The following is a 23986-nucleotide window of genomic DNA, read 5'->3' on the forward strand; positions in this document are numbered from 1 at the left end:
CGTTATCAGTTATCAAAAGTTTAATAAAAATAATTGCAACCGAAAACAGACAACTGACAACTGGCATCTAAAAACAACTATTTTGAAACAAATCACTTCAGCACAAAATCCTTTTATAAAATCATTGGTTTTCCTACAAGAAAAAGCCAAAGCTCGTAAACAATCGGGAACATTTTTAATTGAAGGAATTCGTGAAATTGAATTGGCTATCAAAGGAAATTATGAAATTGAGACTATTTTAATTTGTTTTGAAGTCATCGAAAAATCTTTCAATCCTTCCATCTTTAAATCTTTCAACACAATTGAAATCTCCAAAGAAGTCTATCAAAAACTCGCCTATCGCGATACAACCGAAGGAATTATTGCCGTTGCAAAAACCAAATCGCATCAACTTTCCGAGTTGCAACTTCCCGAAAATCCGTTGATTTTAGTCATGGAAAGTATCGAAAAACCGGGAAATATCGGTGCAATGCTACGAACATGCGATGCGGCAAAAGTTGATGCTGTGATTATAGCCAATCCAAAAACCGATTTGTATAATCCAAACATGGTTCGTTCCAGCGTTGGTTGTTTGTTCACCAATCAAATTGCAACCGCTTCTACCGAAGAAACTATTGATTTTTTACAACAAAATAACATCAATTTTTACAGCGCAACGTTACAAAATTCAACGTCTTATCACACGCAAAACTTCACAAAACCATCGGCTTTAGTCGTTGGAACCGAAGCTACAGGATTAACCGAACCTTGGCGAGAAAAAGCTACCCAGAATATTATAATTCCAATGCAAGGCGAAATCGACAGTATGAACGTTTCGGTTGCGGCAGCTATTTTACTTTTTGAAGCAAAAAGACAACGGGATTTTAAATAATTACTCCAAATTTGTCACCCTGAGCGCAGTCGAAGGGTAAAACTATTATAAATTAATGAAATTGAAACTGATTTATCTTTTATTACTAATTGTACTATTTTTGGTTCTTTACGTATTAAGAAATCAAATCATCGGATTATTTTTTTCATCAGAAGAAAAACAAACCATTGAAAGCATTGTTGAAAAATACAATCCAAAAGTTAAAGCTTCATTACAAAATAATTTTGCAAAAAATAACATTGACAGCACTGATTTCGAAATGGGAATTCTTGCTTTCAAAAAAGAACAAATTTTAGAACTCTACATTCGAAAAAATGAGACCGATAATTGGAAAATGCTAAAGAAATATCCTTTCACGGCTTTCAGCGGAAAAATTGGACCAAAACTAAAAAACGGCGACAAGCAAATTCCCGAAGGCATTTATCAAATGGAATATCTAAATCCAAATAGCAAATACCACCTTTCGATTAAAGTAAATTATCCAAACACCTTTGATGAAGAAAAAGCAAAACTAGACGGACGAACTGATTTAGGTGGCGATATCATGATACACGGAAAAAGTGTCACCATTGGTTGCATTCCTGTTGGCGACAAAAACATTGAAGAAATTTTTATTTTAGCAACCAAAACAAAAAACAAACATTTCCCAATTATTATTGCACCACAAGATTTTAGAACCAATAAAACGTTTCCAGAAATCGAAGCAATTTCTTGGGAAAAGGATTTATATGAAAACATTGCAAAGGAACTCACTAACTTTGAATAATTAAGAATTAAAAATAATGAAATACTCAATTTTACTTGCATTACTACTTTCAACTTTTAGTATCAATGCACAAATCACTGAAAAAGAAGTAGATGTTTTGGTCGAAAATACCATGAAAGCGTTTGATGTTCCTGGAATTGCCGTTGGAATTATCAAAGATGGAAAACTGGTTTTAGCCAAAGGTTATGGTGTTTCGAATATCAATACCAAGCAAAAAGTGGATGCCAATACGTTATTCGGAATTGCTTCTAACAGTAAAGCTTTTACTGCTAATGCATTAGCCATTTTGGTTGACGAAGGAAAAATAAATTGGGATGATAAAGTCATCAAATACTTGCCTGATTTTAAAATGTATAACGAATATGTTACCAATGAATTTACAATCAGAGATTTGCTAACCCATAAAAGCGGACTTGGACTCGGTGCTGGCGATTTGATGATTTGGCCTGATGGACATGATTTTACACCAAAAGATATTGTAAAAAACATTCAATATTTAAAACCAGTTTCGGGATTTAGAACCAAATATGATTATGACAACTTATTGTATGTAATTGCTGGCGAAGTAATTGAAAAAGTTTCGGGTAAATCATGGTGTGATTTTGTGGAAGAACGCATTATGAAACCTATCGGAATGAAAAACAGCGCGGCTTCGTGGAACCGATTAAAAGATAAAACAAACGTAATTGTTCCTCATGTTCCAACCAACGGAAAACTAGAAGTAATCAAGCGTTACACCAATCCAATTTTTGATGCTGCCGCAGGTTTATATGCTTCGGTAAACGACATTAGTCAATGGCTTAATTTTCAAATGAACAAAGGAAATTTTGATGGAAAGCAACTCATCAGCGAGAAACAAATCCTAGAAACTTGGTCGTCACAAACTATTTTGCCCAACCGAAAAAGCTATCCTTATACAACGAACTTTAGAAGTTATGGTTTGGGTTGGCAATTGACAGATATCAACGGTCATTTACAAGTTTCTCATACTGGCGGTTTAGATGGAATTGTGACACAAACTATTATGTTTCCAAACGAAAAATTAGGAATTATCGTTTTGACCAATCAGCAAAGTGGTGCGGCATTTACTGCTATTTCTAACACAATTAAAGACAGTTATTTAGGTTTACCAAAATTTGATCATTTGGCCAATTTAACCCAAGACAGAAAACAAGCCGAAGACAACGCTGATAAAATTACGGATGAAGTTTGGGCACAAGTTGATAAAAACCTCAAAGCCAAAACAAAAATCGATTTCCAAAAATACATCGGAACCTATCAAGACAATTGGTTTGGCGAAGTTTCCATTTATGAAAAGAAAGGAAAATTATATTTCACTTCTAAACGTTCGCCTCGATTAACTGGAGAAGTATTTTTCTACAAAGACCAAAACTTTGTTGTAAAATGGAATATCCGAAGTTTTCATGCCGACTCACATATTTTCTTTGATGAAGACAAAACTGGAAAAGTAAATCATTTTACAATGAAAGCTATCTCACCATTAACAGATTTTAGTTACGACTTTCATGATTTAGATTTTAACCGAGTTCAAAAATAAAAACAGAATTCGAATGTTTCGTTTTCATCAAAAAATTGTAATTTTTACTGCAAAACGTATCTTTTTTTTTCTTATTTTTAGTCGATAGAATTATTGGCTATGATTGAGATAGATTTAGAAGAGGAAAAAAAAGCAATTGCAAGAGAATATAAAGAATTACTGCGCATAAGTTATCAAACACTTACTGATGACGATAAAAAACTGATTCGCAAAGCATTTGATGTTGCCGTTGATGCTCACAAAGACCAACGAAGAAAATCAGGCGAAGCGTATATTTTTCATCCCATTGGTGTAGCAAAAATTGTCGCTTCCGAAATTGGACTTGGTGCAACGGGTATTGCAGCAGCTTTGATGCACGATGTCGTCGAAGATACCGATGTTACTATAGAAGACATTGAAAAAATGTTTAATCCTAAAATTGCACATTTGGTTGAAGGATTGACAAAAATTTCACAAGTCAAAAAAGACATGAACATTTCCATGCAAGCGGAAAACTTCAGAAAAATGTTGTTGACACTCAATGATGATGTTCGTGTAATTCTAATTAAAATCGCCGATCGTTTGCACAACATGCAAACCATGGATTCAATGCCCGATTATAAACAGGTAAAAATCGCTTCCGAAACACTTTACATTTACGCACCATTAGCGCATCGATTGGGTTTATACAACATCAAAACGAAACTCGAAGATTTAGGTTTAAAATATACCGAACCCGAAGTTTACAACGAAATCGTCAGTAAAATAAAGGAAACCAAAGAAGAACAAGATGCTTATATCAAGTTGGTTTCGGATGTTTTGAAAAAATCGCTCGACGAAGAAGGCGTTGAATACACCTTGAAAGGAAGACCAAAATCCATCTATTCTATCCGAAGAAAAATGGCGGCTCAAAATGTAACCTTTGATGAAGTATATGACAAATTTGCCCTCAGAATTATCTATAAATCAAACCTTCATGATGAAAAATTCCTTGCTTGGAAAATATATTCGGTAGTAACTGATCATTATCGTCCAAGTCCAAGTCGATTACGAGATTGGATATCTTCACCAAAATCAACTGGTTATGAAGCATTGCACATCACCGTTATGGGACCAAAAGGTCGATGGGTTGAAATTCAAGTGCGAAGCGAACGAATGGATGAAATTGCTGAAAAAGGATATGCTGCACATTATAAATATAAAAATGGTGCCAACGAAGAAAGTGGTTTGGATGTTTGGCTCAATTTATTGAAAGAAGCTCTAGAAAATTCGGAAACAAATGCTGTCGATTTTGTGGAAGATTTCAAAATGAATTTGTATGCCAAAGAAATTTTTGTGTTCACTCCAAAAGGCGAAATAAAATCGTTACCCAAAGGCGCAACTTCACTCGATTTTGCCTTTAGCATTCACTCTGAAATTGGGGTAAAAACTCGTGGAACACGCGTAAACGGAAAATTAGTTCCGCTAAATCACGAACTAAAAAGTGGTGACCAAATAGAAATTATAACTTCCGTTCATCAAAAACCAACGATTAACTGGTTAGATTATGTAACGACTTCGAGAGCAAAAAATAAAATTAGAAACGTTCTCAACGAAAATACCAAGAAAATTGCCGAAGACGGAAAAGAACTTTTAACCCGAAAACTGAAACATTTAAAAATCACTTTAAATGAAAACGTAGTTAACGAATTAGTTAACTTTTTCAAACTAAAAACCAGTTTAGATTTGTTTTACCGTGTTGGAATTGGTTCCATCGAAAATCAGCAACTCAAAGATTATGCGGCTCAAAAAAGCAACACTTTGATGAATTTTTTCAAAACCAAAATCAAACGTTCACCAACAACCAATCAAGAAGAAATCAACAAACAAGAACTCAGCAGCAATTATGACATGCTGGTTTTTGGCAGCGAAAGCGACAAACTCGATTACAAACTTTCCACTTGTTGTAACCCAATTCCAGGCGACGAAGTTTTTGGTTTCATTACCATCAACGAAGGAATTAAAGTGCATAAAAAAGATTGTCCAAACGCAATAACGCTTCAATCCAATTATGCATACAGAATTATGCAAGCCAAATGGATTGATTCATCTCAACAAGAATTTAAAGCAATTCTAAAAATAACTGGAATGGACAGTTTAGGACTTACAAACGAACTAACTAAAGTAATTTCCAACAATATGCACGTTAACATTCAAAGTATTTCGTTGAGTGGCGAAGCCGGAATTTTCAATGGACAAGTTGCCGTAATCGTTCAAAACAACAATATTTTGAAAAAACTGATTGATAATATTAAAAAAATAGACGGAATTGATAAAGTTACAAGAGTTTATACCAATTGAGTTTAGCACTAAACTTGAAACAATAAACCCTAAAACTTTGAAACCTTAAACAAAAAAATTACCTTTGTCACATGACATTAATTGCATCAGATAACGCTACGAATCAAGAAACTGTAAAAAATGTTTTTACACTATACCTTGAAAACAAAGGACATCGAAAAACACCTGAACGATACGCTATTCTTCAAGAGATATATGATAGCGAAGAACATTTTGATATAGAAAATTTATACATCAAAATGAAAAACAAAAACTATCGTGTTTCTCGAGCTACTTTATACAACACTATAGAATTACTCCTAGACTGTGGTTTAGTTCGCAAGCATCAGTTCGGACAAAATCAAGCACACTATGAAAAGTCTTATTTTGACAAACAACATGATCATATTATCATGACAGATACAGGTGAAGTTATCGAATTTTGCGATCCAAGAATTCAAACCATTAAACAAACAATTGAAGAAATTTTTGGTATCGAAATTCACAATCATTCACTCTATTTTTATGCCAATAAAAAAGAGTAATTTGAAGCGAATCGTTCGGGCATTTCTACAAACCATATTCCCGCTTTTCGTTGCAAGTCCCGATAAAATCGGGAGCTTTCCACTACAAATGGAATTCATCGAACTCTAATGTAAATTATTAACAAAGTGAGATAATCGGGGCTAAAAAAGAAACCATAAAAATAAAAATAAAAATAAAAATAAAAATAAAAACAACAACACAACAAACACAACACACAAAACAATGACTGTAGATTTACTACTCGGATTACAATGGGGAGACGAAGGAAAAGGAAAAATCGTCGATGTATTAACTTCAAAATATGACATTATTGCTCGTTTTCAAGGCGGACCAAATGCTGGACATACCTTAGAATTTGACGGAATAAAACACGTTTTAAGAACCATTCCTTCTGGAATTTTTCACAGTAACAACATCAACGTAATTGGAAATGGAGTGGTTATCGATCCAGTCGTTTTTAAACAAGAAATTGACGGATTAGCAAAATTCAATCTGGATTTAAAGTCAAAACTTATCATTTCAAGAAAAGCACATTTAATTTTACCAACACACAGATTGCTTGATGCGGCTTCTGAAGCTTCTAAAGGTAAAGCCAAAATTGGTTCCACTTTAAAAGGAATTGGACCAACGTATATGGACAAAACCGGTAGAAACGGAATTCGTGTTGGCGATATTGAACTAGCCGATTTTAAAGAAAAATACCGCGCTTTGGCAAACAAACACGAAGAAATGATTAAGTTCTACGATGTTGCTATTCAATACAATTTACCCGAACTAGAAAAAGATTTTTTTGAAGCTATTGAAGATTTAAAAAAATTAGATTTCATTGATAGTGAAGAATACTTAAACCAAGCACAAAAAGCTGGAAAATCAATTCTTTGCGAAGGCGCACAAGGTTCATTATTGGATGTAGATTTTGGAACATATCCTTTTGTAACTTCATCAAATACAACAGCCGCTGGAGCTTGTACTGGTTTAGGAATTGCTCCAAATAAAATCAAAGAAGTTTATGGAATTTTCAAAGCCTACACAACTCGTGTTGGTTCTGGACCATTCCCTACAGAAGATTTCACTGATGCTGGAGATATGATGGCAAGCGTTGGAAATGAATTTGGTTCAGTTACCGGAAGAAAACGCCGTTGTGGTTGGTTGGATTTAGTAGCGTTAAAATATGCCATTCAAGTAAATGGTGTAACCCAATTAATGATGATGAAAGGCGATGTTTTATCGGGATTTGAAACGTTGAAAGTGTGTACTTCATACAATTACAAAGGAGAAATTATCCAACATTTACCTTATAACATAGAAGAAGAAAACGTTCAACCAGTTTACACAGAATTCAAAGGATGGAAAGCCGATTTAACTGGATTAACAACTTATGAAAGCTTACCAAAAGAATTAAAAGACTACATCGAATTTATAGAAAAAGAAGTCGAAGTTCCAATAAAAATTGTTTCTGTTGGACCAGATAGAAAACAAACGATACTTAAATAAATTATAAATCCTATCAAAGTATAAAAACTAGATAGGATTTTTTTTTTATTTGTTTTCAAATTGAAAAAATTAATTGCAAAGTCAATTACTTCACCAAGTAAATAAATAACCTCGTTGGACTAGCAAATAACTCCATCGAGAAAGTTAAAAACCTCGTTGGACTAGCAAATAACTCCATCGAGGAAGTTAAAAACCTCGTCGGACTAGCAAATAACCCCATCGAGGAAGTTAAAAACCTCGTCGGACTAGCAAATAACTCTATCGAGGAAGTTAATAAACTCAAAGTTGCTCTTCAACATAGCAAAATCGGAGTTAATAACCTCAAAGTTGCTCTTCAACTTAGCAAAATCGGAGTTAAAAACATCAAAGTTGCTCTATGTTTTATCATTTTATTAGTTTAATCTAGCAATTTTGCTTCTTGTAATGTTATTTTGGAAGTATAAAAAACCAAAACCCTTCAAAGGAAGGGTTTTACTTGTAGTTATTTTTGTTAATAAATAAAAAATTAAAGTTTAAAAATAAAGCTTTCGCTAGGATTAATAATAATTGGAATTATTCCTACTCCATTAGTTACAGTGAGCTTTACTGTTTGTTTTTTATATAACTGGTCATCTATTTTATATTCACCATCTGTTAAACCAAGCATATTAATAACATCTTTTGGAATTTTTAATTCGAAATTACTCGTAGTCAACCATGAAAAATTTGTCACTATGATCAATTTCTCATTTTTTGAAGAACGTGCAAAAGAATAAATTCCTGGATCATAATTATCGGTTTGTTCTCTGTTGACTTTTTGCAAATCAATAAATTTACCCATCAAAGCTTCACTTTTTATTGTAAAATTGAGTAATCTAGCATAAAAATCTCTCAACTCTTTTTCGCTATTGGATAATTTTCCTCCATCAAATTTACCTTCATTCATCCATCGTTGATGATGTGGAACTCCAATGTAATCAAAAATAGAAGTTCGAGATGGTTTTCCAAAACCTGCATCTTCAGCTCCAGGTTCACCTACTTCTTGACCAAAATAAATCATTGTTGGTGATGAACTAATCGTAGCAGAAACTACCATTAAAGGTTTTCCTTTTTCAGGTGTTCCAGCAAATTCTGGACTGGCCAATCGTTGTTCGTCATGATTATCCAAAAAGTGTAACATATGATGTTCAATATCACTTAATCTGTTACTAATATCGGTTAATGCATCAGGCAATGCTTTTCCTTGAATTACGGCTTTTAAATGATCGTAGGTTTCAACTTTATCATATAAATAATCCATTTTCCCTAATTTAATATAATTCCTATATTCATTTGGATTATATACTTCTGCTAGTAAAAATGCATTTGGATTTTTCTCTTTAATAGAAGAATTTAAATAACTCCAAAATTCATAAGGAACCATTTCAGCCATGTCATATCTAAAACCGTCAACACCTCGATCGATCCAATATAAAGCAATATCTTTAAACTTTTTCCATGAACTTGGAACATTTTTATCCAACCAAAATTTATAATGATCTTTGTATGTTTTATTCTCAAAATCTTTTGGCAATTCTGGGAAATCTTTTGAACCATCAGGTCGAATACCATAATTCACTTTTACTGTTTCGTACCAATCATTGATGTCTGGTTTTGCTAATCTAGAACCGTTTCCTGTCCATTTTGCTGGGTTTTCATTAAATTTTCCATCAATGAAAGGATTTTTTTCTCCATTTAATGGTTTGTAATTATCATCCGTTGGAACTTGAAAAGCTTGTCCAGGAATATAATAAAAGTTATTATCTCGTGCATATTCAACTGATGTATTATCATCTGCTCCAAAATCTTTCACGCCTTTTGGGTTTGATAATCCTTTATAATTTCTTGCAATATGATTAGGTACAATATCAATTATGAGCTTCAATCCGTTTTTGTGTGTTCTTTTTATTAATGAGTCAAATTCTTGAAGTCTTTTTGCTGGATCTACGGCTAAATCAGGATTGACATTGTAATAATCTTTTACTGCATAAGGCGAACCAGCTCGGCCTTTAACAACATCGGGATCATCATTAGAAATTCCATATTTAGTATAATCATTGATTACTGCATGATGCGGAACACCAGTATACCAAATATGAGTTACACCCAACTTTTTAATTTCACTTAAGGCTTTGTCTGTAAAATCATTAAACTTACCTACACCATTTTCTTTAATTGTTCCCCAAGGTTTATTGGTTTGATTTTGGTTTCCAAATAATCGAGTAAAAACTTGATAAACTACTACTTTTTTTGGCTGACTCTCAGCTTTTTTCTTATCCATAACTTGTTTAAATGTTTTTACTTGTCCAAAACTTACCGAAGTCATAAGTACAACTACTAGCAGTGATAAATATTTTTTCTTCATAATTAAATTAATTGCTAATTAGCAAATAGTCATTTTTACAAATATATAGAAATGATTGTAATTAGAAGCATAGATAAATAATTCTTAATAAACCATTGAATTATCGGTAATTTCATAAATTTGCTCAAAATTATAACACTTGAAAAAGCTACTATTTCTTTCCATAGGATTACTTTGCTGCTTGTTTACTGTTCAAGCTCAAAAATCATCTAAAATTAAGATTGAATATTCTGATTTCTCCGATATTAATCAAGAGGAAATTCCCGATGCGTTATTACTTCGAGGCAATGTTAGAGTTAGTCATGAAGGTGTAGTTTTTACTTGTAACAAAGCTTATTATTTTCAAAAAGAAAATTATATCAAAGCGTTTGGCGATGTACAAATGGTTCAAGGTGACACACTTTTCTTAAACAGTAAATATGCCGAATACAGCGGAGAAGTTAAAAAAGCATTTGCCACCGGAAATGTCATCATGCGTTCACCCGAATCGACTTTGGTTACCGATACTATAAATTTTGACAGAAATGTTCAAGAAGCATATTACAATACACACGGAACAATCACTAATAGAGAAAACACGCTAAAAAGCAAATCAGGACGATATTATGTAGCGCAAAAAAAGTTTCAGTTTTTAACCGCAGTAACGATAACCAATCCTAAATATGTAATCAAATCAAATCATTTGGATTATTATACTAATTCTGGACATTCCTATCTTTTTGGACCATCAACTATAACCAGTAAAGAAAACTATATTTATACCGAAAAAGGATTTTATGACACCAAAAAAAATGTCTCTTTCTTCAAAAAGAAATCCTATATCAAATACAAAGACCGATTGATTGAAGGCGACAGTTTGTACTATGACCGAAATCGAGAATTTGCTTCGGCAACCAATAATGTAAAAATTACTGACACCATTAATAAAGGTTTGGTCAAAGGTCATTATGCAGAAATTTATCGAAATCTTAAAACCCAAAAAGATTCCATGATGATTACCAAACGTGCTGTTGCGATTACGTTAGTCGAAAACGACTCAATGTACATTCACGGTAAAAAAATGCTCATCACAGGAAAACCTGGCGAAAGAATCATCCGTGCGTTTAACAACGTTCGTTTTTATAAAACCGATATGAGCGGAAAATGTGATTCTATTCATTCCGACCAAAAAACAGGTTTAACCAAAATGATAAAAAATCCAATTCTTTGGAATTACGAAAACCAAATGACTGGCGACATCATGCATTTAATTGGCAACAACAAAACCGAAAAACTCGACTCGTTGAAAGTTCTAAATAATGCTTTTATTATTTCAAAAGACACATTAAGCACTGGATTTAATCAGGTGAAAGGACAAAATCTCTACGGAAAATTTGCCGACAACAAACTCAAAGAAGTTGACATAGTTAAAAATGCCGAAGTCATTTATTATATGCGAAATGACCAACAAGAACTCATTGGCATTAACAAAAGTACTTGTAGTAGTATCAACATGATTTTGGAAGGAAATACTATTGAAACTATTACCAATTTCAACCAGATTGAAGGCGACATCTATCCCGAAAAAGATTTACCCGAAAACACTCGAAAACTTCGCGGTTTCATTTGGCGTGGCGATGAAAGAATAAAAACGAAAGACGACATTTTCCCACCTGAAGAAAATGAAATCGATGCCAAAATTCAAGCAAAAAAAATAAAAGAAGATGCAAAAGAAGACAAACCGCTTGAACCTAGAAAAGAAACTTTGGATTATGATAAAAACAATCCTAAACCAGTTGTGAAATAGTTCTTTTTTGTCACACTGAGCGCATCCCGAATTTTCGGGAGAAGTGTCCTCGCACAGTACATTTTTAGTTATGAAACAAGATTTTTTAAAATACCAAGCGCAAACTTCTCCTTATCCATTAGGAATGGAAGTTTCTCATGCTGTTGGTTCCTATATTTATGATACAAACAATAAAAAATATCTGGATTTTGTTGCTGGAGTTTCCGCTTGTTCACTCGGACATCAACATCCGCGAGTAAATCAAGCCATTATCGACCAGTTAAATAAATATTCTCATGTGATGGTTTATGGCGAATATGCACAACATCCGGCGGTGGAATATTGTAAATTATTGGTTCAAAATTTACATCCAAGTTTAAACAAAGTTTATCTGGTAAACTCAGGAACCGAAGCTTGCGAAGGCGCATTAAAACTCGTTCGTCGTGTTACCGGAAGAAGTCAATTGATTTCTTGTCACAATGCCTATCACGGAAACACAATGGGTTCGATGAGCGTTATGGGTTTTGAAGAACGCAAACAAGTTTTTCGTCCATTGATTCCCGATGTCGATTTTATTACTTTTAATAACGAAGCCGATTTAGAAAAAATCACAACCAAAACCGCTGGAATTATTCTCGAAAGTATTCAAGGTGGCGCAGGTTTTATCGAACCTAAAAATGATTTTTTGGCAAAAGTAAAAAAGCGTTGCGAAGAAGTTGGCGCACTGATGATTATTGACGAAATCCAACCTGGATTTGGCAGAACCGGAAAACTATTTGGTTACGAAAACTACAATGTCGTTCCCGATGTTGTTATTATTGGCAAAGGAATGGCTGGAGGAATGCCTGTTGGCGGATTTATTGCCAACGAAAAGTATATGGATTTGTTAACTCACGATCCAAAACTCGGACACATCACCACTTTTGGCGGACATCCTGTCATAGCGGCAGCAAGCCTCGCAACCTTGCAAGAAATCTTAGAAAAAGACTATACTTCACAATCTTTAGCAAAAGAAAAGTTATTCAGAACACTTTTGGTACATCCTTTGATACAAGAAATTAGAGGAAAAGGGTTAATGCTTGCCGCAATGACCAAAAACGCTGAAATTACCAATAAAGTAATTTTAAAATGCCAAGATAAAGGATTGATTTTATTTTGGTTGCTCTTTGAAGGATGTGCCATCAGAATAACACCACCACTAACAATTTCCGAAGAAGAAATCAAAGAAGGTTGCGCAATCATTCTGGAAGCAATGGACGAAGTAATGAATGATGCCATAGATGAGTAAATACATTAAATATATATTACAGTTATTTTGCTTATTACTATTTATTGTTTTTACCATATATTTTTTGTTACCATTTGCTCAAAAATCAGCAGATAGTCATTCAGTAACAAATGATTTTTTGACAATATTATTTTTTGTGTTATCAATTTTAGCATTTGTTTTATTGATTTACAAAATTTCAAAAAGACATCAATTTGTCAGTATCGCAATTTTGATTTTATATTTTGTCACATTTCTATTTTTTTGGTTTAAATTTTGCAATATTGTTTGTTACAGCTGTTCTCAAGGATAAACCAAAATTTAAAAAATTGTTAATTAAATTGTTTACAACAATAATGTTGTTCAATCAAAAAAAGACCACATTTCTCTAATTTTATTAAGGATAATTTTAACACCTATCATTATGCACTTGGATCACGACGAAGAAGACTACAACTTATCCTTATCGAAGTTTGAATCGATGTTGAAAACCAACAAAGTATTCTTTTTCGATTCGGAGGAATTCGAGGAAATCATCTTGCATTATCTCGATATGGGCAAAGCTACTTTAGCCAAAAAAGCGTTAAAGTTAGGACTGGAACAACATCCAAAATCTACCGGATTAAAATTAGTTCAAGTAGAAATGCTGGTGTATGATGATAAATTAGATCAAGCAGAAAAGTTATTAAACGAACTTTATGCCATTGAACCAACCAACGAAGAAATTTTTATCCAAAAAGCCAATATTTATTCCAAAAGAGATCAACACGAAAAAGCTGTTGAATACTTGCAAACCGCACTAAAATACACTGATGATTATGCTGATGTGTACAATTTAATCGGGATGGAATATCTTTTTATGGATAATCTAGAACAAGCAAAACAAAGTTTTATTAACTGTTTAGAAGAGGATATTGAAGACCAATCGGCTTTATACAATGTGGTTTATTGCTTTGAATTTTTAGACCAAAACCTTGAAGCGATTGAATATCTAAAAACCTATATTGACAGAAATCCATACAGTGAAATCGCTTGGCATCAATCTGGACGTTTATATTATGGACTAAAAGATTATGAAAATGCCGTTCGTGCTTTTGAATTTTCAACCTATATCGATGAAGAATTTATCGGTGCTTTTATGGAAAAAGGAAAAGCATTAGAACGTTTAAAAAGATATGACGAAGCCATCGAAAGCTATGAAAGAACTATCGAATTAGATGATCCAACTTCGTATGCTTTACTTCGCATTGGAAAATGTTATGAAAAGCTTGGAAATAAAGTTGAAGCTTTAAAATATTTTAATAAAACGGTTCACGAAGATCCGCTTTTAGACAAAGGATGGATTGCCATTACCGATTTTTATGTTCGTCAAAAAAACTTCCAAAAAGCACTTTATTATGTAAACAAAGCTTTGGCAATTGACGATCAAAATCGTTTGTATTGGAAACGTTTTGGAACCATCAACAAAGCAATGGGCAACTTTGAAGAAGCCGAATTTGGATACCGAAAAGCCGTTGAATTTGGCGATTATCAATTGGACACATGGTTATTTTGGGTTGATATGATGCATCAAATGGGCGAATACAATAATGCTATTTTAACGCTTATTCAATCGGCGGAATATTTTCCAGAAGAAGCCGAAATCGAATACCGTTTAGCTGGTTTACATTTGTTATTAAACGAAACCGAAAAAGGAAATTTTCACCTTAGCAACGGTTTACGATTGAATGTAAAACATCAAACTATAGTGCAAGAAATGTTTCCAACCGTTTGGGAAAGACCATCTGTTCAAGAATATATTGCGAAACACAAAAAATAAATTATGAAGAATTTTATCCTTTTTTTTATCGGTTTTATTGCTTTAAACTCTTTCGGTCAAACAAAAGAAAACAACCTTGTGTACAATATTGATGCCGTAGAAATTAAACCTGAATTTCCAGGAGGAAACCAAAAGTTTTATAAATACATCGCCAAAAATTTTAATATCCCTGAAGAAGTAACAGAGAAAAAGGAAAAACAAGTAATTCATGTAACTTTTATTATTGAAAAAGACGGAAAATTAACTGACATCAAAGTTATCCGCGATATTGGTTATGGAACAAAAGAAAAAGTAGAAGAACTTTTAAAAAATTCTCCAAATTGGAAACCAGCAGAACTAAACGGTGAAAAAGTAAGATGTCATTATTTCTTTCCAATAACAATTAATGGAACAATCTAAAACGAAATTCGGTTTAATTGGCAAAAACATTTCCTATTCGTTTTCTAAAAAGCATTTCACCGAAAAATTTGCTTTAGGAAATCTTGACGGTTATGTTTATGAAAATTTCGATTTACAATCCATTGAAGATTTTCCAAAACTAATCGCCGAAAATCCCGAGTTAAAAGGATTGAATGTAACCATTCCATATAAAGAAGAAATCATTCCGTACCTGAATAAATTATCAAAAAAAGCAGCACAAATCGGTGCTGTAAATGTTATTCGTTTTACAAAAAAAGGAACTTTAAAAGGCTACAATTCCGATTATTATGGTTTCAAAAAATCATTAAAACCATTATTGCAATCGCATCATAAAAAAGCATTAATTCTTGGAACTGGCGGCGCAGCGAAAGCCGTAGCTTTTGCTTTAAACGAACTCGGAATGCTGCACACCTTTGTTTCTCGCGAAGAAAAAGAAGGCATGATTGATTATGACCGAATTAACGCTACAACATTTGATAATTATCATATCATAATTAATTGTACGCCATTAGGAACAAGTCCGAATATTAAAGATTTTCCACTTTTACCATATCAATTTTTCACAGAAAAACACATCGCTTTCGATTTAATATACAATCCGGAGGAAACACAATTCTTGAAAAAAGCCAAAAAGAAAGGCGCAATAACTAAAAACGGTTATGAAATGTTGGTTTTTCAAGCAGAAAAAGCATGGAAAATTTGGAATAAATAATAAAACATGAACATCAAACTACTAGCAATAGGAAAAACCGACAACAAATCGTTACAAACTTTAATTGACGATTATACTAAACGTTTGTCTTTTTACATCAAGTTTGATTTAGAAATCATTCCGGATATTAAAAATGTAAAAAACTTATCGGAAAGTCAGCAGAAAGAAAAAGAAGGCGAATTGATTTTAGCCAAACTCACTCCTACTGATCAATTGATTTTGTTAGACGAAAACGGAAGTACTTTCTCGAGCATGAAGTTTGCCGATTATTTACAAAAGAAAATGAATTCTGGTGTAAAAACTTTGGTTTTTGTTATTGGCGGACCATATGGTTTTAGTGACGAAGTTTATAAAAAAGCGCAAGGAAAAGTTTCGCTTTCTGAAATGACTTTTTCACATCAAATGGTTCGGTTATTTTTTATTGAACAATTGTATCGCGGGTTTACAATTTTACGAAATGAACCGTATCATCATCAATAGTTGAAAGTTTCGAGTTTCAAGTTCAAAGTTTTCAAATTCAATAAATAAATTCTTTATCAGTAGTCAATATTTTTTTTGAAATATCTAAATTTTTGATAATAATTTTATAATCCATGTACTTCTCAAAAGACATTTGTTTATCGAATGAAAAAATAATTCTACTTTGATTTTCAGAAGATACCTTATTAATAAAATCATTCAATTTATCAATTGATTTAATGTCATCGCCAATTCTAAAAAAATTATTTTTTAGTAAATAGAATTCTAAGTTTTTTTCATCAAAACTCTTTAATTTATATTCAACACTTGTAAACGGCAAAAAAGCCAACGTTTTTTTCTCTTTATCCATATAGGTAAAATAGTTTTCAGAACCTTCTTTTTTATGTGAACTTTTCTCTTTTTTGGCTTGCAGTTTCTGAATTTCAGGAATAACCAATTTCAACGGCAATCGTTTGTCGATATTAAACAACCAATTTGTCGAACTAATGGAATTACTTCGGTTTACATCAATCAAAGTATCTTTTCCATTGAGTTCAAAAAACATAAAAATGGGTGAATGATCTTTCACATCAGCAATAATCGTTTCATTCAATTGAGGCAATTGGATTTCTTTTTTTCCGCAAGAAAATAGTGAAACCAACAATAAGGCAACTATTATTTTTTTCATTTTTTAATTAATTAAAACTTTTACACAATTTCACACATTCCATTGCTTCTTTTACATCGTGAACTCTGAGGATTTTTGCTCCTTTTTGTAACGCAATGGTATTCAAAACCGTTGTTCCGTTTAAGGCAAATTCAGCCGAAGTTTCAAGTGTCTTGTATATCATCGATTTTCTGGAAATTCCAACCAGTAAAGGCAATTCAAGCATTTGAAATAATTCTAGCTTATTCATTACTTCAAAATTTTGTTCCAATGTTTTAGCAAATCCAAATCCAGGATCGATGATTAAATCATTTATCCCTAAACTTCTTGCCTGCGCTACTTTTTCTGAAAAATAAAACAACATTTCTTTGACTATATTTTCATATTGAGCCAAACTTTGCATCGTTTGCGGATTGCCTTTCATGTGCATCATAATGTAAGGAACTTTTAGTTTGGCAACAGTTTGCATCATGTTTTCATCCAAACTTCCGGCAGAAATATCATTAATAATACAAGCTCCGTTTTCAATGGCTTCTTTTGCAACAGTAGCTCGAAAAGTATCTATAGAAATTAAGGTTTCAGGGAAGTTTTTTAAAACCAAATCAACTACAGGAAGTAAACGACTAACTTCTTCATCTTCAGAAACAAATTCAGCATTTGGTTTACTCGAATACGCGCCAATATCTATGAACGCCGCACCATCAACCAACATTTTTTCAACTTGCTGTAAAACCGAATTTTCATCAGCATATTTTCCGCCATCAAAAAATGAATTTGGAGTAATATTCAAAATCCCCATTACTTTAGGTGAAGTCAAATAGATTAAATTTCCTTTACAATTGATAGTCATTTCTATTTTAAGATAGTTATAAGATTTAGTCCTTTGAACTTCAATCTTTATTCTTTACTTTTGAACAAATTTGATACAAAGATACACCGAAATGAGTACTACTTCTCAAGAATATGATAAAGTTATCGCTATTTGCCGACAACTTTACATCAATAAAATGAAAGATTACGGAAGTGCTTGGCGCATATTGAGATTGCCATCATTAACCGACCAAATATACATCAAAGCCCAAAGAATTAGAAGTTTACAGCAAAACGAAGTTCGAAAAGTTGACGAAGATGAAACCGGAGAATTCATCGGAATTATCAATTATTCCATCATGGCATTAGTTCAATTGGAACTCGGAGTTGTAGAACAACCTGATTTAGATATTGAAAAAGCTACGAAACTTTACGACGAAAAAGTAGCGTTAACCAAAGCGTTAATGGAAGCCAAAAATCACGATTATGGCGAAGCTTGGCGCGAAATGCGCGTTAGTTCGTTAACCGATTTGATTTTACAAAAACTACTTCGAGTGAAACAAATTGAAGACAACAAAGGAAAAACTATCGTTTCAGAAGGTATTGATGCCAATTATCAAGATATGCTAAATTACTCTGTATTTGCATTGATTTTAATGGGATTTGGACAAAAAAATTAAACTAAAAATTATGTCAAAAAATAACATCGCTTGGGGAATTCGAATAGTAATTTCATTTTTATTTCTACTATCAGCTGTAGCAAAATTATATCCATCGCCATATTTTGCCATTTCAACATTTGAAGTAAAACAATTGTATCCAATGGGATTTTCAGAAGGTTTTGCGCCTTATTTTTCCCGAATTCTTATCGGAATTGAATTTGCACTTGGTTTCTTATTACTGCAAAAAAACTTTCTGAGAACGGTTGTCATTCCTGCAACGATATTATTATTAGCTGTTTTCACTATGCATTTAACGATTGAAACGTTTATGAATGGTGGAAATTCAGGTAACTGTGGTTGTTTTGGAAGTTTGTTACCAATGACACCAATTGAAGCCATAATCAAGAACGTTTTAGCAATGGCTTTGTTGGTTTGGTTGTTCATTATTATGCCAAAATCTAGCGAAAAAACACATAACTTTTGGGTTTTAGCAACGGTAACATTGGCATCAATTTTAGCATTGTTTATGGTTGCGCCAATTCAACCAATTGTTGCTGAAACTTTTGAACCAGAAACCAACTCGGTTTTACCCGTAATTGATACTACAATGACTTCTGTTCCTGCTGTTGAAACGATAAAAGATACAACTTCCATCAAAACAGAGGCAACTAAAAAAGTGGAAAAAGAAGTTGAAAAAGTAATCGACGAACCTGCGAAGAAAAAATCAGGATTTGCTCAATATTTCTCGACTATCGATAATGGTAGAAAAACACTAGCATTATTTGTTCCGGGTTGTGATCATTGTCGTGATGCCGCAAAAGAATTAACCGAGTTAAGAAAGAAAACTAAAAATTTTCCAGAAATATCCATAATTTTTATGAACGAAGAAGCGGATTTAATTCCTGATTTTTTCAAAGCTGCTGGAGCCGAATATCCCTATAAAATTATTGAAGTAATTCCGTTTTGGAAAGTTTTAGGTTCAGGTCGTTACACACCGGGAATTAAATACCTTTGGAATGGAAATGAATACAAATATTATGACGGAATTAATGCCAACAAATTTGATATTCATGATTTTGAAAAACTTATCGCTAAACCCTACAGCGAACTAAAAAAATAATAATTAAGTTATGCTTGATTTCTTAAAAAATAAAAAGGAGAGTGAAAAAGTTCTAATTGGCATTGGAATTTGTACTTTAATTATAGTATTTGGATATACTGTCTTATATTATGCTTCATCCAAAGAAGATTTATTTTTAGGTCATACCTTTTTCATATTGATTGGAACAACTCTTGTAGCCGTTGGTGGATTGGGAATTGTTTTACTTCTTAAATATCTATATGATTACAGAAGAAGACAAAAAAGAAAAGAATTAAAAAGAAAAAAACATAAAATTACATTCCTCAAAAAGGAAAATAAACAATAAAATTATGAAAAAATATTTATCGGCAATTGTAGTTATCTTAACTACTCTTTCCTGCTCAAATGCGCAAGATAACAAACAGTTTAGCAAAGAAGCGCTTTCAAAAAACTTAATTACATTAGATAATAAGCAAATTAACTTTAATGATATTTTAAAAAAACACCAAGGAAAAGTTACCGTTATTGAAGTTTGGGCATCTTGGTGTAGTGATTGTGTAAAAGCAATGCCTAAACTAAAAGAATTACAAACCAATCATCCTGATGTTGATTATGTATTCATTTCTATGGATAAAGAATTTGGAAAATGGAAAGCCGGAATTGAAAAACACGAATTGAAAGGCGACCATTATTGGGCAGAAGATGGAATGAAAGGTGAGTTTGGAAAATCTATAAATTTAGATTGGATACCAAGATACATTATATTGGATAAAGATAATAAAGTTGTACTGTATCGTGCAATTGAAACTGATTTTGAAACTATCAACACTACATTAAAAAACCTAAAATAATGAGAAAAAAAATTGTTGCCGGCAACTGGAAAATGCATAAAAACGCCGAGGAAACCGAAGATTTATTGAACGATTTAATTGATAAACTTCCTAATGATGTTGAAGCACAAATTATTGTGGCACCAACTTTTGTAAACTTGGCCTCAGCGGTTGATCATCTTGAATTTACTAATATTGCGGTTGCAGCTCAAAACATGCATCAAACAGAAGCTGGTGCTTTTACCGGAGAAATTTCGGCGGATATGCTGAAAAGTATCGGTGTGAACACGGTAATTATTGGTCATTCAGAAAGAAGAGCTTATTTTAATGAAACGGATGCTATTCTTGCCAATAAAGTTTCGACGGCTTTAAAACACGATATGGTTGTTATTTTCTGTTTTGGTGAAGAATTGAAAGACAGACAAGATAACCAACACTTTAATGTAGTTGAAAACCAACTTAGAGATGGATTATTCCATATTGAAAATAAAGATTGGGAACTAATTGTTTTGGCTTATGAACCCGTTTGGGCTATTGGTACCGGAGAAACAGCTTCGCCGGAACAAGCTCAAGAAATGCACGAATTCATTAGAGAAACCGTTAGAAAAAGATACGGAAATACTATTGCAGAAGATGTATCAATACTATATGGTGGAAGTGTTAAACCAGAAAATGCTGGCGAAATATTTTCTAAACCCGATGTTGATGGTGGATTAATTGGTGGTGCAGCATTAAAAGCCGAAGACTTTTCTAAAATAGTTTCTGCTATTTAAAATGATAAATATTCAAATAAAAAACCTTTCAAATTGAAAGGTTTTTTTTATTGAAAAAGAAATAAAAATGTATTTCGTCGATTTTATTTGCGTTTTACCGATTATTACAATAGGTTTGTTCTTGTCAAAAATTAGAAACAATGAAATCAAAAATAGCTTTACTCCTGTTACTTCTTGGTAGTGTAAAAATGTTTGGACAACTAGATAGTCAAAAACGTTTTCAATCGGATACACGAAAATATTATGTTTGGAATATTTTTGAGAAAAAGTATGAATTAATGGAAACCGAATACGAACACTCTATCATTGACATTCGTGAAATTGGTTCTAAAACTAATGGCTACATTGTAATCAGTATGCTTGACAATGGATTAACCCGTTTGCATCATGGTTCCATCTACAGCTTTGCTAAAACCAGTGAAACCGAAGGTAGTTGGCTATTCAAATCTAAAAACAGCAAGGCAAAAATTACCTACAATCCAAAAGAGAATACCATCACTTATCTTTATGACGCTGATAACGATCGCTACAATCGATTGATGATTTTCAATGTCTATCCTGATGAAATTCCTGACTCTCACTTGAAGACTATTACTAAAGTGGACTAATTTTTTTTTGCAAATAAGTTCAAAATCGAATGCTTGATACTTACCTTTGCAAAAAAAATAAATCATGTCAAACATCTATTTAGGATATCACTTTAGCGTTCAACCCAAAGAACTTGGTTCAGAAATTTTAATTGCCGAATTGGGCGAAAAACCGTTTGAAAGTTTCATTGAAACCGAAGATGGCTTTAGTGCTTATATTCAAAAAGAGCTTTGGACCGAAGATATCTTGAGTGACATCAGTATATTAAACTCTGATGAGTTTGTTATTACCTACTCGATGGAAGAAATCGATCAAGTGAATTGGAACGAAGAATGGGAAAAGAACTTCGAACCCATTGATGTTGACGGAAAATGTCACGTTCGTGCGCCTTTTCATCCTAAAACCGATGCCGAATTTGACATTGTTATCGAACCTAAGATGAGTTTTGGGACGGGTCATCATGAAACTACACACATGATGATACAACATTTGCTGGAAACCGATGTAAAAAACATGAAAACTCTTGATATGGGTTGTGGAACCGCAATTTTGGCCATTCTTGCTGAGATGAAAGGTGCAAAACCTATTGATGCTATTGATATTGATAACTGGTGTTACCTCAACTCTATTGAAAATGCTGAACGCAATAACTGTAAAGAAATTACCGTTTATGAAGGCGATGCTGCTTTGTTAGCAGGTAGAAAATACGACTTGATTATTGCTAACATCAACCGAAATATTTTGTTGAACGACATGCAACAGTATGTTGATTGTTTAAATAAAAACGGTATTCTGTTATTGAGCGGTTTTTATACTGAAGATATTCCTTTTATTGATGCATCATGTACTGAAAAAGGATTGACTTATGTTAAAAAATTTGAAAGAAACAATTGGGTTTCATTGAAATATACCTTTTAATGTTTAATGATAAATGATTAATTTTATAAAAATTAGATGAAGATGAGTACGATAGAAAAAGTTCAAGAAGACGTTTTAGTTGATGAATTAACGGGAGTTAACAACGAAATTGTTTTGTATAACGACGATGTAAATACTTTTGACCACGTAATTGATACGTTAATCAGGGTTTGTCAACATACTGCTGAACAGGCGGAACAATGTGCTATACTGGTGCATTATAAAGGGAAATGTACTGTAAAAACTGGTCATTTTGACGAATTAAAGCCTCAATGCACTCAACTTTTAGAAGCTGGTTTGAGCGCTGAAATCATTTGATTTAAGATTGAAGATTTAGGATTTTAGAATTCAGAATGATTTAACCTTTAACCGCAAAATCCCAAAAAGTATTAACTTTTACAACGTAAAATCTTTGTGAATTTTGCGGTTATTTTTTCTTTAAAATCTGCAATCAAAAATTGTTAATCAAAAATCTTATATTTTAAACTTCCAGTCAAATTCGTCGTTGTCTTTGATAATGGCGCCTACTTCGGCACGGATGATGGTATTGAATTCGGCTTGAAGGATTAGCCAATTGCTTTCATTAAAGTGATTTTCTGTGCTATCAAACTCTTCTACTTCCCAGGTGGTGAAAGGCAAATCTGCTTTTATTTGTTCTATATTCTTCCCTATTACTTTTTGGTTTAAAACGGTTGCTTCTGCATTGGAAGTAATGATGTATCCTAAACGATAGTCTTCGTCTTCATAGAAGGTTAAACGGAGTTTTTGGTCATTGTAGAGGTAAATAATGTTACCATCGTCGTCGTTAAACTGTTTGCTGGGTTTTCCGTAAAGGGCTTCAACGTCTTTTTGTTTCATGCCAAAAAGGAGTTGGTCTATTCCGTTTTTTAAATTGATAATCATTGTAGGTCTGTGGTTTTATTTTGGTCAAAGATATTTATTTTTATAGTAATGGTATAAAAAAACCGCTTCTGGATGGAAGCGGTTTTAGGTAACCCAATCTAAACTTATATAATATCAATCAATCGTTTTGGTTTTGGTAATGCTTCTTCTTTTTTAGGCAAAGTTATTAGTAGTACTCCGTTTTCATACACGGCATTGATGGCGTCTGTATTTACGGTTTCGGGTAGTGTAAATGCTCTGCGGAAAGATGTATAGCTGAATTCTCTTCGGGTATAACGACCGTTGTTCTCGGTTTGTTCGGTTTCGTTTTTGGTTTCGGAAGAAATGGTTAATACATTGTGGTCTATCTCAATGATGAAGTCTTCTTTTGTTTTTCCTGGTGCTGCTAGCTCTAGG

General features: G+C 32.9%; 25 protein-coding genes. 20 read left to right on the plus strand and 5 right to left on the minus strand.

All coding sequences use genetic code 11. The features are described 5' to 3' along the window. The first annotated feature begins 82 nt into the window (after positions 1–82). The 6 genes from IAI56_RS05565 (at position 83) to IAI56_RS05590 (ending at position 7533) form a co-directional block, all read left to right on the plus strand. Positions 83–871, plus strand: a complete 789-nt coding sequence (locus tag IAI56_RS05565; RefSeq protein ID WP_187656935.1) for a TrmH family RNA methyltransferase — start codon at positions 83–85, stop codon at positions 869–871. A gap of 55 nt (positions 872–926) precedes the next feature. Further along, positions 927–1637 (plus strand): L,D-transpeptidase family protein, encoded by a 711-nt coding sequence (locus IAI56_RS05570; protein ID WP_187656936.1) that lies wholly within the window; start codon positions 927–929, stop codon positions 1635–1637. A gap of 16 nt (positions 1638–1653) precedes the next feature. Then, positions 1654–3195, plus strand: coding sequence for a serine hydrolase (locus IAI56_RS05575; protein ID WP_187656937.1), 1542 nt, complete (start codon positions 1654–1656; stop codon positions 3193–3195). Between the two features lie 99 nt (positions 3196–3294). Then, positions 3295–5514 (plus strand): RelA/SpoT family protein, encoded by a 2220-nt coding sequence (locus IAI56_RS05580; RefSeq protein WP_187656938.1) that lies wholly within the window; start codon positions 3295–3297, stop codon positions 5512–5514. A gap of 71 nt (positions 5515–5585) precedes the next feature. Beyond that, on the plus strand, positions 5586–6038 hold the full coding sequence (locus IAI56_RS05585) for a Fur family transcriptional regulator (protein ID WP_187656939.1): 453 nt from the start codon (positions 5586–5588) through the stop codon (positions 6036–6038). Between the two features lie 223 nt (positions 6039–6261). Continuing rightward, complete coding sequence (locus tag IAI56_RS05590; protein WP_187656940.1) at positions 6262–7533, plus strand: adenylosuccinate synthase; 1272 nt, start codon at positions 6262–6264, stop codon at positions 7531–7533. Positions 7534–8038: 505 nt separating this feature from the next. On the opposite strand, the gene IAI56_RS05595 is transcribed toward IAI56_RS05590, so the two are convergent. After that, entirely contained in the window at positions 8039–9916 is a 1878-nt protein-coding gene (locus IAI56_RS05595) for an alpha-amylase family protein (RefSeq protein ID WP_187656941.1), read from the minus strand. Between the two features lie 139 nt (positions 9917–10055). On the opposite strand from IAI56_RS05595, the gene IAI56_RS05600 reads away from it, so the two are divergent. The 6 genes from IAI56_RS05600 (at position 10056) to rlmH (ending at position 16379) form a co-directional block, all read left to right on the plus strand. Then, positions 10056–11702 carry an OstA-like protein gene (locus IAI56_RS05600; protein WP_187656942.1) on the plus strand — a complete coding sequence of 549 codons (1647 nt, stop codon included), beginning with the start codon at positions 10056–10058 and terminating at the stop codon, positions 11700–11702. A gap of 70 nt (positions 11703–11772) precedes the next feature. Further along, a complete protein-coding gene (locus IAI56_RS05605) occupies positions 11773–12969 on the plus strand; it encodes an aspartate aminotransferase family protein (RefSeq protein WP_187656943.1) in 1197 nt (398 codons plus the stop codon). Between the two features lie 403 nt (positions 12970–13372). After that, the gene (locus IAI56_RS05610; protein WP_187656944.1) at positions 13373–14767 is read left to right on the plus strand and encodes a tetratricopeptide repeat protein; all 1395 of its coding nucleotides are present in this window, start codon (positions 13373–13375) and stop codon (positions 14765–14767) included. Positions 14768–14770: 3 nt separating this feature from the next. Continuing rightward, a complete protein-coding gene (locus IAI56_RS05615) occupies positions 14771–15166 on the plus strand; it encodes an energy transducer TonB (RefSeq protein WP_187656945.1) in 396 nt (131 codons plus the stop codon). Further along, positions 15153–15899: a shikimate dehydrogenase family protein gene (locus tag IAI56_RS05620; protein WP_187656946.1), complete on the plus strand. Its 747-nt coding sequence runs from the start codon at positions 15153–15155 to the stop codon at positions 15897–15899. The genes IAI56_RS05615 and IAI56_RS05620 overlap by 14 nt, the downstream gene beginning before the upstream one ends. 6 nt (positions 15900–15905) lie before the next feature. Continuing rightward, positions 15906–16379 carry a 23S rRNA (pseudouridine(1915)-N(3))-methyltransferase RlmH gene (gene rlmH / locus IAI56_RS05625; RefSeq protein WP_187656947.1) on the plus strand — a complete coding sequence of 158 codons (474 nt, stop codon included), beginning with the start codon at positions 15906–15908 and terminating at the stop codon, positions 16377–16379. A 37-nt stretch (positions 16380–16416) separates the two neighbouring features. On the opposite strand, the gene IAI56_RS05630 is transcribed toward rlmH, so the two are convergent. Together IAI56_RS05630 and folP are read right to left on the minus strand one after the other, a co-directional pair. Further along, entirely contained in the window at positions 16417–17046 is a 630-nt protein-coding gene (locus IAI56_RS05630; protein ID WP_187656948.1) for a hypothetical protein, read from the minus strand. A 7-nt stretch (positions 17047–17053) separates the two neighbouring features. Next, complete coding sequence (folP, locus tag IAI56_RS05635; RefSeq protein WP_187656949.1) at positions 17054–17875, minus strand: dihydropteroate synthase; 822 nt, start codon at positions 17873–17875, stop codon at positions 17054–17056. 91 nt (positions 17876–17966) lie between these two features. Here folP and IAI56_RS05640 point away from each other — a divergent pair, with 91 nt between their 5' ends. From IAI56_RS05640 to IAI56_RS05675, 8 genes are all read left to right on the plus strand, one after another. Next, on the plus strand, positions 17967–18515 hold the full coding sequence (locus tag IAI56_RS05640; RefSeq protein WP_187656950.1) for a DUF1599 domain-containing protein: 549 nt from the start codon (positions 17967–17969) through the stop codon (positions 18513–18515). Positions 18516–18525: 10 nt separating this feature from the next. Then, on the plus strand, positions 18526–19617 hold the full coding sequence (locus IAI56_RS05645) for a MauE/DoxX family redox-associated membrane protein (RefSeq protein WP_187656951.1): 1092 nt from the start codon (positions 18526–18528) through the stop codon (positions 19615–19617). A 10-nt stretch (positions 19618–19627) separates the two neighbouring features. Next, complete coding sequence (locus IAI56_RS05650) at positions 19628–19924, plus strand: hypothetical protein (RefSeq protein ID WP_187656952.1); 297 nt, start codon at positions 19628–19630, stop codon at positions 19922–19924. A 4-nt stretch (positions 19925–19928) separates the two neighbouring features. Next, on the plus strand, positions 19929–20429 hold the full coding sequence (locus IAI56_RS05655) for a TlpA family protein disulfide reductase (protein WP_187656953.1): 501 nt from the start codon (positions 19929–19931) through the stop codon (positions 20427–20429). Then, positions 20429–21181 carry a triose-phosphate isomerase gene (tpiA, locus tag IAI56_RS05660; RefSeq protein ID WP_187656954.1) on the plus strand — a complete coding sequence of 251 codons (753 nt, stop codon included), beginning with the start codon at positions 20429–20431 and terminating at the stop codon, positions 21179–21181. The genes IAI56_RS05655 and tpiA overlap by 1 nt, the downstream gene beginning before the upstream one ends. A 140-nt stretch (positions 21182–21321) precedes the next feature. Next, positions 21322–21789: a hypothetical protein gene (locus tag IAI56_RS05665; RefSeq protein ID WP_187656955.1), complete on the plus strand. Its 468-nt coding sequence runs from the start codon at positions 21322–21324 to the stop codon at positions 21787–21789. 64 nt (positions 21790–21853) lie between these two features. Further along, a complete protein-coding gene (gene prmA / locus IAI56_RS05670) occupies positions 21854–22687 on the plus strand; it encodes a 50S ribosomal protein L11 methyltransferase (protein WP_187656956.1) in 834 nt (277 codons plus the stop codon). Between the two features lie 42 nt (positions 22688–22729). Next, the gene (locus tag IAI56_RS05675) at positions 22730–23005 is read left to right on the plus strand and encodes an ATP-dependent Clp protease adaptor ClpS (RefSeq protein WP_187656957.1); all 276 of its coding nucleotides are present in this window, start codon (positions 22730–22732) and stop codon (positions 23003–23005) included. Positions 23006–23161: 156 nt separating this feature from the next. On the opposite strand, the gene IAI56_RS05680 is transcribed toward IAI56_RS05675, so the two are convergent. Both IAI56_RS05680 and IAI56_RS05685 read right to left on the minus strand, forming a co-directional pair. After that, positions 23162–23590, minus strand: coding sequence for a hypothetical protein (locus tag IAI56_RS05680; protein ID WP_187656958.1), 429 nt, complete (start codon positions 23588–23590; stop codon positions 23162–23164). A gap of 104 nt (positions 23591–23694) precedes the next feature. Further along, the coding region (locus IAI56_RS05685) for an Hsp20/alpha crystallin family protein (protein WP_187656959.1) at positions 23695–23986 on the minus strand (292 nt) is incomplete at its 5' end.

It is taken from the genome of Flavobacterium macrobrachii, from assembly GCF_014486675.1.
GTDB lineage: Bacteria > Bacteroidota > Bacteroidia > Flavobacteriales > Flavobacteriaceae > Flavobacterium > Flavobacterium macrobrachii.